This is a genomic window from Lysinibacillus sp. NPDC096212 (assembly GCF_044763105.1).
Lineage (GTDB): Bacteria > Bacillota > Bacilli > Bacillales_A > Planococcaceae > Lysinibacillus.
This window is the reverse complement of the sequence record NZ_JBIWFQ010000010.1, coordinates 57183-73644: the sequence shown is the minus strand read 5'-3', so window position 1 is coordinate 73644 and position 16462 is coordinate 57183. Positions and strand designations below refer to the sequence as shown.

The following is a 16462-nucleotide window of genomic DNA, read 5'->3' as shown; positions in this document are numbered from 1 at the left end:
TAGAATAATGAAAAAAGGAGGCAATTTTATGCAAAAAACGAACACCATCGAATTAGTACATTTCTCAGAAGAGTACGTGGATAGTTTAAATGACTTTGACCTTCCAGAAGAACAAAGTCAATTTACTGCCCTTCCAAAAGAGATTTCTATAGAAACGGTTGGACAATATCCGATTGTTATTTTGAGTGATCATGTACCTGTAGGATTTTTTGTCCTGCACGCAACAGAAAGAGTAAAAGAGTATTCTAATAATCCAAAAGCTATGCTGCTTACTGCATTATCTATTGATCATAAACAACAAGGAAATGGGTACGCCAAAAAAGGGATGCTAGCATTGTCTGAATTTATGAAGAGGGAATTTAAAGAATATAATGAAGTCGTTTTAGTCGTTAATCAAAAAAATATTCCGGCTCAAAATTTATATTTAAAAGTTGGCTTTGTCGATAATGGGGAAAGAAGAATAGGACGTATTGGCGAGCAAATTGTTATGACCCTAAACATTTAATGGATTTTCAAAAATCACTCGTCATGACATGGGTGATTTTTTTGTTCTCCCCTTTTCTAAAATCTAATGACAACTTGTAAGCCCCTTTTTGGTGTCCTGATTAATTGATTGAATTATTCCGTTCTATTGCCAATAGTTGAGTCTTTTCATTTAGTAAACATAATATTTTTATCAATACTACTAGCTCTTATTTTGCAAGACACATATGGTAACTCTCATCAAGTGAAAACATAAAAACAGGAAAAGAAAACGATTTGTCTTTCTTTTCCTGTTTCATTTTAAGTTTTATGGTCTACCTCGATGCAGGTAATGTTGTGTGGCATTCCCTGCATTAAATCGCTCAGTAATATATTGAACAGCGTCTTGTAGAGCTAATTTACTGTTACACGTGAAAACATCTATTGCCGCATAACCGTACTCCGGCCACGTATGAATCGTTAAATGGGATTCTTGAATAATGACTACACCGCTAACCCCATACGGTGAAAAATGATGGAAATGTTCGGTTACAATCGTTGCCTTTGCTTTATGAGCGGCTTGACACATAATCTTTTTAATTTGTTGCACGTCATTGAGTAATGCGTCATTGCAATCGTGCAACTCTAATAAAATATGATGCCCTAATGCATGCTTGGATTGTGATTTTTGTACTGTTCTCTTCATTTGTGAAAACTTGTTATTTTTGCAATCTGGGCAACCACTGGCTTGAAGTTGAGCAATCGTGCTGTATTGATAGCCAGCTCCGACTGTAAGGGCGTGCTGACAATGGCTACACTGATAAACGACGGATTTTCTCTCTATTTCTCCTGTGTAAATGGGTCGCGTAAATTTACGCTGATTAGGAATATAAGGAGTCATTTGCTCTGTTGTTTGTAATACGAATAATTGGCTTGTAGCACCTAAAATCTGCGCACCTTCATAGGTGTTTAAGTCGTATTGGATACTGCCAATCACGAAGCCCATAGAATATAAGCTTTGCTGTAGTTGCCACTGCTTTTGGTAGCTACGTTTAGCATAGGAAAAAAACACATGTCGCATTGCTTCAGGCTTTAATGCGTTAATCGCACGTGATAAAAAAAGCTGTGCGCCAGTCAAGGTATACGGTGTGTCTGTGTATACGCAATCAAACTGGTGGGCGTATGTTTTAGGCAAAGGCTCCTGAACGTTATAATAATCTGTTTTAATCGGAAGCTCATAGTCCTTAGCTATTTTGCTAATCGTACATAAAATTCGTCTATCAATATCTAACACAACAATTTTAGTGGTAGAGTTTGGAGCAATTTTCTTTAGTAAAAACGCTAATGCAACACTGATGAAATCATCATCACCTAAACACAAAATACGCTTATTGAGTAGCATCGTATAGTCAAGTGCGAGCAATGCACGTTTTAAGGCTGTCTCAACTGTACATTTTGCTTGATCGATTGCCACGTCAGCAGAAGGTCTAGCTTCATAAATAGTGCTTAATTCGCTAATATTTTGTGTGATCCATTCTGTACGAAATGCATCATCTGTCGTTAACTGAAGATACAGTTTAGCATCCGCACCTGAGAGTTGAAAATATTGTGAGATAGCGAGCTGGCCCTTTTTTGTTAAGCTATGTTTACCCCAACCTTGCTTGGCAAATTCTTTCTTCATTGCTGAAACGATAGGTATTGGTAAGTCTGTCGTATGAGCTAAAGATTTAGTTGTACAATTTTCGTGGAAATATAAAGCAAGTAGAGCTTTTTCTAATGTATGATAGTGTTCTTCAAGCTGCATATCAGCTGTAATTTGTTGTAATTGTTTTTGCATTGTAGATTCGTCCTCTCAATTTTAATAAGAAAAAAATTAAAATTGTCTAAATCAACGAATAGAAAAAGCGCGACTAAAACTAGTCGCGCTAAACGTTTATACGAAGCTAACTAATTCTAATCTTGCTTTTTTGCACAACAAATAACACCCTTAAATAGGTGGTTTGTTCGACAAAATAAGCTATAACGTTGATTCAGATTAGAATTCTACAATTAACAAAAAGTTCACCCTTTTTTAAAATAGTCTTTTTACTATATAATAGATATGAAAATTTCGCAAGTTTTAGTAAATCATCTCTTTTATAGTGTAATATTCCCTTAAAATGTTGTATTATGGTATGGTTTACAGTATCTAACCAATCTAAATGAGGGTTTCATTAAGTGTATTAGTATGGGGGGAACAATAAAAGTTAGAAAGGGGTTAATAAGATGAGAGATATTAGAGTTTATCATGTGGATGCATTTACAACAGAAAAATTTGGAGGTAATATAGCTGGCGTCGTGCTAGATGCTGAAAAATTATCCGAAAATGAGATGCAAAGTATCGCAAAAGAACTAAATTTATCAGAGTCTGTATTTTTACTACCTTCAAATAATGAAGATTAAAACAACCAACCTAATATTCACCAGTAAATCTTTTTAAACCATTGCGTATATTTTTCGTAGGTTAGATTGATCCTGAGACCCCCTGCTATATCTTTATTTGTCATTTTGTCTGTTAGGAATTGGATCAATTCATTTTTTGTTAGATACATAAAAGAGGCTGGACATAAGTATTTTTATAAAGCAAAATTAAAAAATATCCACAAAAGAAAAGCGCTAGAAATCAACGTCAAAAATTGATTTCTTGTGCTTTTTAAGGTTCTGACCAGTTTTGTCCCAGCCTCTTAGTGAGTAAAAAATATAAAAAGGAAATTTATTGCTTTTCACTTGATTGCGTTAACAAAATGTTAGCATCTATTCACACATTCCTCCTATGGTGAGTTTATGTGGCAACACATGGGTGCTGGTGGGTTTAATTATATAGTCTCGGTTTCTATTTCATTGGAATCTAGCCTATTTTTAATACTAAACTATGCATGATTATTCTGAAATTAAACCGTAAGCAGAAACTTTCTTAATTTTTAAGGATACGAACATTGAGACAATGTAGGCTAAAATAAGAATGCCTACACATAGCATTAGAATAATCGGTAAATGAACGATAAAGTCTAAACGTTTCACCCCTGCACTTGAAAGTAATACAGAAAGCATAGGGTTCGTATAAAAATATCCTAGTACACCTCCAATGGCCACTCCAGTAATAATCACGGGCACAAAGCTGATGGAAATTTGATGCATCAATTGAATTGTTGAGTAGCCTATTGCTTTCATTACGCCAAACTCTTTCTTACGCTTAATAATCATCGTTTTGATGATCAGATACAGAATCATTACAACAACTAGAACGGTAATTGTCAGAACCATTATCATAACTGCAAACACTGCAGCTGTATACATACCTGTTTGGCTCTCTACATTTTTATCTATGTCTATCGTTTCTACTATATAATCTCCGTACTGTTCGTGAACGTTTTCAATAAAGTTTTGGTTTGATATACCATCTAGATATACATAAAGGGTCGTGCCTTTATAATCTGACTGTAATCGCTGAATTCCATCCATCGTTAATGAGGCTATTTGCCCTAAATTGCCGATTGATTGGCTAAGGCCAGTTACTAGAAAACTAGCTGTTTTAGTCCCATATTCTACTTCAACCGTATCGCCAATTCCTTTATTAATTTGATTTGATACAACCCAGGAGATGGATATTTCATTATCATATTTTGGCTGACGGCCTTCGTAGACAATATTATTTTCTAACTGATTATAATTATCCGTAACATTCGTATTTACAGTTTGATTATCAATTTTTGTTGTAATAAAATCAAAAATATTTACCTTACTTACATGGTCCATTTGTTTAATGTGACTCAAAAGTTCTGTTGTATCTGCATCTTGCCTAACAGATATCATCACATTTGCCGGTTCTACGCCAAATAAGTTAACAAATGCGGTTTTGTCTGAAGCAATGTTGTAAAAAAGTACCACTGAAAAAACTGATGCGAATGTTAATGCAACAATAATTAAAAGTATCATGATGTTTTGTTTTACATTTGACAGCATCGATTTAATTGCAAGTAAAAAATGAAGCCCCCCTCCCGTATTCTCCAATGGAAAATAATTTTTTCTAAAACTATGCGTTTGAATACCTCCCCGAAGTGCCATGATAGGTTGAATTTTTCGAACACGGAAGGCGGAAATTAATGTAACAATTACAACACAAAAAGCAATAATGAATATATTGGCTAAATTAATAATCATATTGAATCTCTGATACCATATTAATCCAGATAGAGATGAAATAATGTTTCCTATGATAGGCATAAGACAATATGACAATGCAACCCCTACAACACTTGCACTAAAAGCAATTAAAACAAACTGTAAAATATTTGACGATAGGATTTGTCTACCTGTATAACCAATTGCTTTAAGTACTCCTATATTCGTCATCCCGTCTTCAATGCTATTTGATACACGATACTTAATGACAATTAGTGAAACAAGCACGATAATGGCTGCAAAAGCTACTAAAATCATAGCTATGATGTTAATGGTCAACGTGCTCACACTTTTCACCATCTCAATATCTAACGTCCCAATAGATGAAGTCGGCTCACCTACTGTTGATTGAGGAAACTCCTTAATAAAATCATTTACTAACTTTGTAGATTGTGTTTTGTCTTCCATCACTGCAGATATGATCAATCCTTTGTCTAGTTCATCAGCTAACGTTTGATAAGCAATTGCTGGTAGCATGAATTTCATGAATCCAATGTTGGTCGTACCCATCATTGTTGTTTCAAAAAATCCAGCAATTCGATACTTATAGTCCTTGTTTTGATATGTGATGGTAAAATCTTCACCTAACTCATAACCACCATTTGTTTTAAAAGTGTAAGGAATAAAAATATCATTTGCACTTGAAGTGTTTAGTTTTTCAACCAACTTCAACGCCCCGATATTACGATGATCATCCGCATTAAAAATAGCGGTACGACTAGCTAATTCATTATCACCAAAATTAAATTTGGCAATGTCCATATTGATAATTTCTTCTGTTTCTGACTCTGTCACCCCTGGATATTTCGTTATAAATTCTCCATAGCTTGAATTATAACTTGCATAATCCATCATAATTATTGCGTGAGGATCTTTTAATTGTTCCGCTTTACTATCAAAAAATGTATTGATTTGAGTAATGACCATTAGACCTATATTCAGAAGTAGCGCAGCAACTAAAATAAATGTAAATAAGGAAGCTGTTGCAGATTTACTTCTTCTAATATTAGCGAGGGCTAAATTCATGATTTTCACCTTACCACCCCATTTCTGCAAGGAAAGCCCCGAGCTTTTCATGACGCTCGAAATTCTCTTCCTCACTGAACGCGCCTAACTGCAAGTCACCGCAAATTACGCCATCTCGCAAATATAAAATTCGGTTTCCACGCAATGCTGTTTTCATATCATGAGTGACCATGACTATGCTTTGCCCATTTCGATTTACATTTGTTAAAACATCTAACACACTATCACTAGATGCAGAGTTTAATGCACCAGTTGGTTCATCGGCAAAAAGTATTCTCGGATTGTTAATTAATGCTCGAACAATCCCAACTCGTTGAGCCTCACCACCAGAAAGCTGTGTCGGAAATTTAGACCATGCGTTTTCATTGATCCCTACTTGTATTAATAGTTCTTTCGCTTTTTTTACGAGTTCACGCTTATTCTTATTTACTAAAAGACCACTTGCCAGTACATTATCGAGTACGCTCATATTATCCAGTAAATAAATTTGTTGGAATACAAAACCACAATTATTCCTTCTAAATATTGCCAGTTGGTCGTTGTTTAATTTAGCTAAGTTTTTACCAGCAAAATCGATTTCGCCTAATGTCGGTTTATCCATTCCACTCATTGCGTAAAGTAGAGTGGACTTCCCAGACCCTGAACTACCCATTATGATTGTAAAATCCCCTTCTATTAAACTGATATCTAGATTTTTTAATACATGCTGTTGAATTCCACCGCTCGAAAAGGTTTTACACAGCTTCTCCGTTTTGATAATCGTCTTTGTCATGTTTTTAGCACTCTCCCTTTATTAAGCTCATGTTTGAATTTGCAAATCAAAGAAAAAAGACCGTAATGAAGATTACAGTCTTATCATACAAAATGAATTCTTATTAAATCTTTGTGCAATTATTAACTAATCCTTAATTATCATGCAAGCTTGATTTTCAATACTACGGTAAAGCCATCTTGCCCATTGTAACAGCTAATCTGGCCATACATATTTCCCATGAAATACTTCGATATATAGAGACCAAGTCCTGAACCATTCTTGCCTCCGATATTTGTTCCTCGATAATATTTATTGAACAGTAGAGGCAATTCTTCTTCGCTAATTCCTGACCCTAAGTCCATGATGTGGAGTTCAAGATAACCCTGTTTGATTTGTGACTTAATAGTGACCTTAGTTCCTGCATATTTATATGAATTACTGATAATATTGTCTATTACCTGCTGCATACGTACAGAATCCGTTAAAATAATACATCGTGGAATTGAATCATAGACGATCTGATTGTCATAATTTACATTTTCAATCATATCAACAAGTACCTCGCTCGATTCTTCGGTTACCGTTATCTGTAACTGTTGCAGTTCTTCTAAAGTGGCATGAAACATATCTGTAACAAGTAAGTCAATTTGCTCTGCTTTCGAATAGATTGTATTCACTTGCTTAATGACCTTTTCATCCTTTGCCTGCAGAAGCATCAATTCACTAACTGCCTTTATTGAAGCAACAGGCGTCTTAATATCATGACTTAATGTGGCCACAAGCTCTTTCTTACTACGGTTGGATTCATACTCTCTTTGACGAGCAGCATAGAGTTCTTCACGTAATAAATCAAAACTTTCCGTGAATGCACCAAAATAATTGTCTTTATCCATATTTAAAGGAATATCTAAATTACCTCTAGCAACATTCGCCGCGAAATGTTGAAGCTGCATAAAAGGTTTTAGTAACGTTCTATAAATATAGACATTGTAAATAATACTAACAATCATTACTAAACCAACTATTAAACTGAAAGATGTAACCAGTTCCTTTTTCATTTTTTGCACTATTTCATGATCGTTATTGCGGATAATAATTTTCCCTACGACCTCATCATTTTGCTTCACATCAATAATCGAATCCCTATTTTTGATGGCGTCATATATATTAATAAACTGAATACCCGGTGTTTGATAAATTACATTTTCTAAATTATCTATAATCATAAGTGGTTGTTGAAAGCCGCTGTTATCAAATGTTTCATTATTAATTTGTCCCCAATTTTTTTCGACCGTTTTAACTAATTCATTAATGGCTACTATATTCATTTCTGAAATATTTTTATTGTTAATCATAATTATTGGGAAAGTAATTCCTGCAACAAAAATAACCAGAAGCAGGACACTAAGCAATTTTATTCTCATTGCTTAGTGTCCTCTAACACATATCCTGTTCCCCATATCGTTTTTATAAATTGCGGGTCCTTTGGATTTTCTTCAATTTTCTCACGTAAATGCCGAATATGTACATTTAGTGTCCCATCCCCTACAAAAGAATCTCCCCATACATTTTGAAACAATTCATCTTTAGTAATGATACGGTTTTTATTATTCACCAAATAATACAGAAGCTTATATTCCATCGTTTTTAGACGAATATCAATACCCTTTACTCGAACACGATGAAGTTTTGTATCAATTTGGATTTGACCAAACTCTAAAACCTCTTGTTGGTTAGAACCACTGCCATATCTTTTGAGTACTGCTTTTACTTTTGCTAATAATATGCTTAGTGTATATGGTTTTTGAATGTAATCGTCCCCACCTATGTTAAGTGCGATTAGAACGTCGTCATCGCTGGAACGAGCGCTTATAAATAGAATCGGAATCTGCGTAGTTTTACGCAATTTTTTACATAAATCAAACCCCGATTCACTACCGAGATTGATGTCTAGAAGAAGCAATGATGGTTCATGTTCTTCCAAAAATAACTCGCACTCTTCTGCACTTGCCACAAAAGCCGTTTTTACTTCGAACATATTAAAATATTCACAAGTTGTTTCAGCTAAAGCGATCTCATCATCAACAATTAAACAATCTAATTTCATCGTAATTCTCCTAGAAAAAGACTTTCGGTATGCATAGCATACGAACCCTGGTTAAAAACGCTGAATTCATAATCTGTTTGCTGTGGCAATTTTTCATTTAGCTTTTTAATTATGATATCTCTCTTGTCTTTTAAAATCTCATTTTCTTCTTTAAGTTTGATATTCTCGTGAAATTTATCGAATTGCGTTCTACAATCAGCCATACACATTTCCTCCTAAAGTCCGCTAAATTTTCACAATATGTCATCCTATTATAAGGGGATTTAACAAAAATTGCATACTAAAATCAGGATTTATGTTTTAACACACATGCAAATAAACTCTTGAAGAAGATACTAGTTGATCTTGGAATCGAGCCAATTACCATACATGGATTAAGACACACCCATGCATGTGTGTTGCTGTACAAAAAGATATCCATTTACTATGTATGTGAACGATTAGGCCATAAAGATATTGAAACAACTCATAACATTATGCACACGTTACACAGGAATTACATGCAGAAGAATCTAAGTCGACAACGGCTATATTCGCTATCTTGCTCTCTTCTTAGAATTATACATCATTTTTATGCATATCTGAATTTCAGGTATGCGTTTTTTATTTTTAATACAGATAAATAATTGATGCTCATAAAGGCTTTGAGAACAATTTGTACAAAAAATTATATTTCTTACTGCTAAAGAAAGCTGTATTATCAAGGCCTTTTATTGTGTAAAATGAATTCAATTCTTATCGTTTTCTATCGTTTTCTCAAAAAACGGAGAAAGCCCATAAACCTTGATATATAAAGGTTTATGGGCTTTCAAGTATTTCTTATCTTGACTAAAAAACTTCTAACGATAGCGGTGGTCGGGGTCGAACCGACACTCCAAAGGAACACGATTTTGAGTCATAGTGGATTCTATTAGTGCCATTTCTATTAAATCCGTCAATATAGAAACCCTCTTGTTCGTAAAGCACCAGTTAATACAATACTTAAACTTCCGCTTCTCCGATAATAGCTTTTATCCGTGCTTGTTCTTCAGTCATATCTAAGTATTCAAAAAATCCAAGAAGCGCGAGAAATCAACGATGCTAAAAATTCTAATCTTTGCACAACAAATAACACCTATAGGTGGTTTGTTCGACAAAATTAAGCTATAACGTTAATTCCGATTAGAATTCTACAATTAACAAAAAGTTCACCCTTTAATAAATTGCATTATTTAGTATTCTTACTATATAATAAACTCGAAAATTCAAAAAAATCTAGTAAATCACTGTATGGAGGGAACAATAAAAGTTAGAAAGGAGTTATTATGATGAGAGTTATTAGAGTTTATCATGTAGATGCATTTACAACAGAAAAATTTGGAGGTAATACTGCTGGCGTCGTGCTAGATGCTGAAAAATTATCCGAAGATGAGATGCAAAGTATCGCAAAAGAATTAAATTTGCCGGAAAGCGTATTTTTACTACCTTCCAATAATGAAGATATAGATTATAAAGTAAAATATTTCACTCCCACTGAAGAAATCAACTTTTGCGGACATGCAACTGTTGGGTTAACATGGCTTTTGGCGACTGAGTTTGGTCTTGCTGAGAAAAAGGAAGGTATAGTGCTAGAAACGAATATCGGTAGAGTACCGGTTGTATGGCATAAGGAAAACGGAAAAGTTATCGATGTGGAAATGACGCAAGTAACGCCAAAAACACAAGATATCGATATTGATGTGGAAGAGCTTAGTCGACTAATCGGCGTCAATTCCAAAAGCATTGATTTAACCTATCCAATCAAACTAGCGAATACTGGTGTCTGGCATTTACTCGTTCCAATAAAAGATCAAATCGATATCGACAATGCAGTGCCAGACTTAGCAGCGTTAGCAAAACATAATAAAGAACATAATATCAGTACGACACATCTTTATACTTTTACTAATTTGCAAGAATATGAACTATATACAAGAGATTTTGCGCCAGGGATTGGCATACCAGAGGATCCTGTAACTGGTGCAGCAAATGGTGCATTAGCGGGCTTCTTCTATTTAGAAGGCGTTATTCCTCAAGGTGACATAACACATCTTAAAATCGCTCAAGGAGATGCAATAGGAAGACCTGGAACGCTTTATGTGACTGTTATTCCGAATGAATTAAAACCAGTCATCAAAGTTGCAGGAGCTGCTACCATCACAATTCGAGGTATTTTAACTATCTAAACATAGCAGCTTAAATTTGAGACTTTTTTATAGGTATGATTTTCAAAAATCACTCTTTATGACATGGGTGATTTTTTTCTGTTCTCCCTTTTACTGATGGTGCCTACACATATAATTGTCAGTGCAGATAGACTGTTTTGACAATCGGCTATTTAAAGAAAAAATGCCAACGTCATATGTAAGGATTACATACTCTTTTGGATGTTCTAATTGAATTATTCCACTTCATATCAAATCTTCAAGTTCCTTCTAATAGTTTACATAATATTTTTATTCAATAAATAAAATGTTCCCCTATTTGGTAAGTTCTCATGGTAGCGTTGAAGAAGAAAAGAGACGCTTATTGTAGTAATAGGTAAGCCTTTGACGTTATCTCCGGCTTTCCCCCGTTTCAAAAGATGAAACAACAAACCAGATGACATCTCCTTTGTCAAAAGTACTATTAATTGCATTAATAACATTTTCGCAAATACTTCTTTACCATCTACATACATAATTAAGGTTATATGTTTAATATTTAAAGAATCACTCATTTCAAGTGAAATGCCACCCCCGTTATGGATAAGATAGATTATTAGTTTATATGAGCTAATCTCATTAAAAATAGAATTCTGGGTAATTTATGTAATTCCAACTCTCCCCCTCCTCAATTCTCCGCACCTGTCTATTTACCTTTATAACTCTCATCATAAAATATCTTAATTGCAATTCATTTTTACAAATACAACAGGAGAGGTGGTAAAAACTTAAATGAATCTAATAAATGAGATTAACCAAAAAATACAACAAATTATTAAAAATCTGAAGCAAGACCAATATATTGACGGTTCGTGGAGATATTGTTTTGAAAATGGCCCAACGACCGATGCAAATATGATTATCATGTTAAGAGTATTAGATTATGATGATGAGAATCTTATAAAGAAACTTGTTGCACGTCTGCTTCAGCAACAGCAAAATAACGGTGCTTGGAAGCTTTATGATGATGAAAAAGGAAATTTATCTGCAACAATTGAAGCATATACAGCTCTTTTATTTTCTGGACATTTGAATAAAGATGATCCGTCGATGAAATTAAGTGAACAATTTATTGTGGAGAATGGAGGACTTGAAAAAAGTCATATTTCTACTAAGTGTTTACTAGCTATTACCAACTTATACCCTTGGCCAAGACTATTTCCTATCCCACTTAGCATCATGAATATACCAAAGTTTCTAACATTTAATTTTTTTCATTTTAGCTCATACGTACAAGCACACTTTCTTCCTATCTTAATATTAGGACACGATAAATTTGTAGTTACTAATAAATGGACGCCTGATTTACAGCATTTATTTTTATCTCAAAAGAAATATAATTCACTTAAAAAGAAAAAAAGATGGTTTAGTTTATTTAAAAAGATATTGCCTACTTATAAAGAATCTACGAGGCTAAAAGCTGAACAACATATATTGAATTGCATTGAAAAGGATGGGACATTATATAGTTACGCAAGTTCTACATTTCTTATGATTTATGCACTACTTTCTCTAGGTTATAAAAAATCTTCTCCTATTATTCAAAATGCTATTGGAGGTATTAGATCTTTTTTATACGAAAAAGGAGATGTTTTTCATATTCAAAACTCTCCTTCGACTGTTTGGGACACTGCGCTAATTTCTTATTCCTTACAAGAATCGGGTCTTACCATTAAGGATCCAGCTATCCAATTAGCTTCGAACTTCTTAATGGAATTACAACACAAACACTCTAATAAAGGATGGGGTTTTTCAGAAAGCAACTCCATTAATCCTGATGTTGATGATACACAAGCGGCATTAAGGGCACTATCTAATTTCACATGTAGTCATTCTGAATTTCGTATGGCCTGGAATTCGGGAGTTGATTGGTTATTAAACATGCAAAACAATGACGGAGGCTGGGGAGCATTTAAAAAAAATAGTCCTTCATACATTAAATGGCTTTTCCCCATACAGAGTTTTGAAGACACTGCTATAGATCCTTCTGCTGCTGACCTCACCGGCAGGACATTGGAATTTCTAGGGAATCATTTAAATTTTACTATGCAGCATCCTCGTGTATTGAACAGTGTAAAATGGCTAATAAAGAATCAAACTAATGATGGTTCATGGTACGGACGTTGGGGGATATCTTACATTTATGGTACATGGGCTGCTGTCACGGGATTAAAGGCAGTTGGAATTCCATCTGATCATCCAACTATTCAGAAAGCAACAGATTGGTTGTTAAATAGAAGACAATCTGACGGAGGCTGGGGTGAATCATGCCAGAGTGATTTTCATAGAGAATATATTCCTTTACCCTATTCTACATTAGTACAAACTTGTTGGGCAGTTGATGCATTAATTTCTATCTCTGAGTTTCCTACAAAAGAAATCACAGAAGGAATTATAAGAATTTTAGAATGGCAAAATACAGAAACTAGTCGGATTACTTATCCTACAGGTGCAGGTTTACCAGGACACTTTTATATACACTATCACAGCTATCAATACGTATGGCCTTTGGTTACATTGAGCCATTACCTAAAAAAATACAATTAGTTCATTATTGGAGTTTTAAAAAAAAAAATAGTTAATCTATCTACCCCCCTCCTTTTTCATCTCATATACTATATTGTTCCTATCTTTTCTGTAATTTACTTTTATTTGAAAGGAGGTTTTTGTCAATGGGCAATATTGATCCTAATTTAATGCGTGTTTTCCGACAAAGAATTAGAAACCCTCATTGTTTCGGTCGTGTATGTGGAGCTCTTAGATCATGCAACTATCATCAGTTAAGAAGTCCCGCAGGTGCATATGGTCTTGTTGATCGTCTATCTGACTGCTGTGGAGTACCTATAACAAGAGATCAGAGAGATAATGCAGCACACTGGCTTATGAATTGTGGAGTTGATCCTCTAAACTCAGCTCACCGAAGAAGGATGTGGGGTATTGTTAGGGGAGGTTTGTGGTAAACCGAAACACTTTTTAGCAGGGCAACTAACCATGGTTAGTTGCCTTCTTTTAAAATAAGTTGCGAGACACACTCTACATGTGCGGAGTGTATGTGGCAACATATGGGTGCTGGTGGGTTAAATTAAATTAAAAAATGACTCTGCTCTACTTTAGCGAAATACCAACTTACTGTATTTTCTACTTTCACTTACAAAAAGAGCATCAATCCCTTTTTGATCAGCGACTCTATTAAGTTGAAGAATTATTTCATTATGTATCTAAGTTTGATTACCTCAAGTCTTTCTTTTTTCTTCTTTTCTTCTTTTTGATTCTTTTACATAATTAATATAGTTCCCTGTTCCTTCTATTGCTGAAACTGCAATGATGGCCCATTCTAGTGGATTAACATCTCTTAGCGTTTCCTTTCCATAGAGTAATGTAATGCTAGCAATAAACCCATAGAGAATTGCTTTAGAAAAATACTCCCAAATAGGAGAATAATTTTCTATATTAATTTTGTCGTATATTTTTTCTATTAAGATTACCATTCCTATAATTAAAACTACGGTTATAATCATTTCCGTCTTCATAGTCCGCCTCCATAAAAAATTTTAACACATGCTTCATTATATAATTTCTTCGAAAATATCTTCAATCCTTTGTGTAACAAAAAAATCTACTACTGGGAATCCGTTCTTTTATCATTTCTTTATTATTAAACTAACTCCAACCACTTCTACGACTTTAGTTGCCATTATTAATCTCTTGGTTATAGGGAACAGGTCAACCGTTTTTTATTGTTTTAACAGGTATGCGGAAACATATCTACTACAATTTTTCAAAGCCGGAATCTTAGTACCTAACACCTAAGATTACAACCTCCAATACAAGAGCGCCTCCTATGATAGGAACTCCTCCGTACTTAATTATTCCATTGAGAAAATCTTTGTTTTCAGTATCCTTTGCTGAAATAAGATCTGTAATAGTTATCATCATCTGCTCTGTTATTTGCACTCTTTCTTCAACAGTGATTGTGTCCTTTTTTAAGAGCTCACGTACACCTTTGAATTTAACATAGTCCTTCAAATCGCCATCCTGAAAATCTGAGAAGCTATCACGATTTCTAAAATAGCGAAGCACCTCATCGACGTAGCTATCGTAAATCGGATAATCGAGTGGATTGTGATGGCTACAATACTTTAAGGCAAAGGAGTAAAAATTCTTCTCTGTATTACCTATAGTTACATACTGGACATCTCCTACCAGGGTAACATCACCGGCCTTAAGTCTCGCATCTGTAAATATGCTTAGCTACAGGATAGATTGAGAAAATGTTCGTACTATAAAAATCGTTAAGCGTTGATGTCTTCAAAAGAATATCGATAACGTCTGTATTCTTCGGGCATAGCTTAAAGAACAGTTTATTAAGTGCATCCTCCTGCAGGTGGTAGATCTCAAGGCCGTCCCACTTTACAAGATAAAACTCAACCCGCTCGATCGATGGATAAGGAACATCAACATCCATTTTCTTCTACGAGTATATACACGATTAGAAGTCTTTTTCTGCTTGAGCGCAGATGGATCTGCAGTTCCATCAGAATCTAAGAATAAACGGAACTTTCTAAGAAGAGACAAGTAACCACTAACAAGTGAATTAACATTACCGGCTGCGTTCTCAGAAAGTGGAGGTGAAAATGTTACTATATCCATACCTTTTGTTTCATCACATATATTTCATTAATTAATTGTAAGTTATGCGGATAAAAAATCATCTTTCTCTCACACTAATGGTGGAGGTGAGATGATCATGGGTAATAATAAACATAAAAATAATAAAACTCAAGACAACAAAAAACAGCAGAATCAAAATCAAAATGCTAACAGAGAACGTAAAAATGAAAACAGAGAAGAGTTCGCTGAAGAAGTAGATTTCAGTAGTATTCAAAATGAAAATAAACGTTAATAGTGATAAACTAACTCCCAATATTCACCTTAGAAAAAGGTGTGTATTGGGGATTTTCTTATTGTGTAAACATCACCTAGATCCGTCTCTTTCGATTTCTTAAAGTACAAAAAAACCGGAAATAATTCCGGGCTGATTACCACTTACTTTTTTCCTTCATGACACACTGTCTCGCTTTCGCATTCGATCTTAAGAATAACCTAAGACAACGGTGCTTTAGCTTACAGTTGTTGGTTATTCAGAGTAAACGATCTATCGTACTCATCGGGTTAACCCTTATAATGGTGGTTTTAACTTTTTATTTTGATAAGAATTCAGATACCACCAAAGCCGTAATACAATAAATATCTATTGGTATCAATAAGAGCAATCCTATTATCCAGTTTAATTTTATATATACATTAGGTGGTATTATTTTCGATGCTATTTTTGTATTTCCTACGAGTTCATTATTTTCCCGTACCCCTTCAGAAATATTCTCAACCTTCAGTTCTGCTTGAGTTAAATTAGGATTATGAAAATCAACCTCTAAAAATGCGTATTGAGGATTTGAAATCGACAATTTCACACTCCTTCGTTTCATCCTAATTCCTTAATAAAAGCTTAAATTGCACGTGGCATTTGATCTATTATATTCACAAGATAGTAACAATATTCACTATTAGATTACAAAGTTTTGCAATGAATACATCAACATGTCGATTAAGAGTGTTTTTCGTTCTTTTATAATTTAATATTTAACCTTTATAATCAAAATGCTTTTACGC

Annotated in this window: 14 protein-coding genes and 2 pseudogenes; 6 read left to right on the top strand and 10 right to left on the bottom strand. The window is 34.2% G+C overall.

The genetic code is table 11. From position 1 onward, the window contains the following. The first annotated feature begins 28 nt into the window (after positions 1 to 28). Complete coding sequence (locus ACIQ7T_RS11945; RefSeq protein ID WP_402870533.1) at positions 29 to 505, top strand: GNAT family N-acetyltransferase; 477 nt, start codon at positions 29 to 31, stop codon at positions 503 to 505. 285 nt (positions 506 to 790) lie between these two features. On the opposite strand, the gene speD is transcribed toward ACIQ7T_RS11945, so the two are convergent. After that, positions 791 to 2299 (bottom strand): adenosylmethionine decarboxylase, encoded by a 1509-nt coding sequence (speD, locus tag ACIQ7T_RS11940; protein WP_402870531.1) that lies wholly within the window; start codon positions 2297 to 2299, stop codon positions 791 to 793. Between the two features lie 428 nt (positions 2300 to 2727). Between speD and ACIQ7T_RS11935 the strand changes: the two are divergent. Beyond that, a pseudogene (locus ACIQ7T_RS11935) lies at positions 2728 to 2898 on the top strand (PhzF family phenazine biosynthesis protein); the annotation flags it as partial. 483 nt (positions 2899 to 3381) lie between these two features. Here the strand turns inward: ACIQ7T_RS11935 and ACIQ7T_RS11930 are convergent. From ACIQ7T_RS11930 to ACIQ7T_RS11910, 5 genes are all read right to left on the bottom strand, one after another. Continuing rightward, on the bottom strand, positions 3382 to 5709 hold the full coding sequence (locus ACIQ7T_RS11930) for an ABC transporter permease (protein ID WP_402870655.1): 2328 nt from the start codon (positions 5707 to 5709) through the stop codon (positions 3382 to 3384). A gap of 10 nt (positions 5710 to 5719) precedes the next feature. Next, positions 5720 to 6481 (bottom strand): ABC transporter ATP-binding protein, encoded by a 762-nt coding sequence (locus tag ACIQ7T_RS11925; protein ID WP_370081114.1) that lies wholly within the window; start codon positions 6479 to 6481, stop codon positions 5720 to 5722. Positions 6482 to 6621: 140 nt separating this feature from the next. Then, complete coding sequence (locus ACIQ7T_RS11920) at positions 6622 to 7887, bottom strand: sensor histidine kinase (RefSeq protein ID WP_370081112.1); 1266 nt, start codon at positions 7885 to 7887, stop codon at positions 6622 to 6624. Beyond that, positions 7884 to 8570 carry a response regulator transcription factor gene (locus ACIQ7T_RS11915; RefSeq protein ID WP_370081110.1) on the bottom strand — a complete coding sequence of 229 codons (687 nt, stop codon included), beginning with the start codon at positions 8568 to 8570 and terminating at the stop codon, positions 7884 to 7886. Before ACIQ7T_RS11915 ends, ACIQ7T_RS11920 begins: the two co-directional genes overlap by 4 nt. Then, positions 8567 to 8773, bottom strand: a complete 207-nt coding sequence (locus ACIQ7T_RS11910) for a hypothetical protein (RefSeq protein ID WP_370081108.1) — start codon at positions 8771 to 8773, stop codon at positions 8567 to 8569. Before ACIQ7T_RS11910 ends, ACIQ7T_RS11915 begins: the two co-directional genes overlap by 4 nt. Positions 8774 to 8872: 99 nt before the next feature. On the opposite strand from ACIQ7T_RS11910, the pseudogene ACIQ7T_RS11905 reads away from it, so the two are divergent. Continuing rightward, positions 8873 to 9126 (top strand): annotated as a pseudogene (locus tag ACIQ7T_RS11905) (tyrosine-type recombinase/integrase); the annotation flags it as partial. A 751-nt stretch (positions 9127 to 9877) separates the two neighbouring features. Next, positions 9878 to 10774: a PhzF family phenazine biosynthesis protein gene (locus tag ACIQ7T_RS11900; protein ID WP_402870525.1), complete on the top strand. Its 897-nt coding sequence runs from the start codon at positions 9878 to 9880 to the stop codon at positions 10772 to 10774. A gap of 257 nt (positions 10775 to 11031) precedes the next feature. On the opposite strand, the gene ACIQ7T_RS11895 is transcribed toward ACIQ7T_RS11900, so the two are convergent. Continuing rightward, a complete protein-coding gene (locus ACIQ7T_RS11895; RefSeq protein WP_370081102.1) occupies positions 11032 to 11307 on the bottom strand; it encodes a hypothetical protein in 276 nt (91 codons plus the stop codon). A gap of 217 nt (positions 11308 to 11524) precedes the next feature. Here ACIQ7T_RS11895 and ACIQ7T_RS11890 point away from each other — a divergent pair, with 217 nt between their 5' ends. Continuing rightward, entirely contained in the window at positions 11525 to 13339 is a 1815-nt protein-coding gene (locus tag ACIQ7T_RS11890; RefSeq protein ID WP_402870522.1) for a terpene cyclase/mutase family protein, read from the top strand. A gap of 686 nt (positions 13340 to 14025) precedes the next feature. Here the strand turns inward: ACIQ7T_RS11890 and ACIQ7T_RS11885 are convergent. Then, positions 14026 to 14322: a hypothetical protein gene (locus tag ACIQ7T_RS11885; RefSeq protein ID WP_370081098.1), complete on the bottom strand. Its 297-nt coding sequence runs from the start codon at positions 14320 to 14322 to the stop codon at positions 14026 to 14028. A gap of 262 nt (positions 14323 to 14584) precedes the next feature. Beyond that, positions 14585 to 14818, bottom strand: coding sequence for a hypothetical protein (locus ACIQ7T_RS11880; protein ID WP_402870519.1), 234 nt, complete (start codon positions 14816 to 14818; stop codon positions 14585 to 14587). 721 nt (positions 14819 to 15539) lie between these two features. Here ACIQ7T_RS11880 and ACIQ7T_RS11875 point away from each other — a divergent pair. Then, positions 15540 to 15695 carry a hypothetical protein gene (locus tag ACIQ7T_RS11875; RefSeq protein WP_170938954.1) on the top strand — a complete coding sequence of 52 codons (156 nt, stop codon included), beginning with the start codon at positions 15540 to 15542 and terminating at the stop codon, positions 15693 to 15695. A gap of 298 nt (positions 15696 to 15993) precedes the next feature. Here the strand turns inward: ACIQ7T_RS11875 and ACIQ7T_RS11870 are convergent, their stop codons facing one another. Further along, positions 15994 to 16257 carry a hypothetical protein gene (locus ACIQ7T_RS11870; RefSeq protein WP_402870515.1) on the bottom strand — a complete coding sequence of 88 codons (264 nt, stop codon included), beginning with the start codon at positions 16255 to 16257 and terminating at the stop codon, positions 15994 to 15996. Between the last annotated feature and the right edge of the window lie 205 nt (positions 16258 to 16462).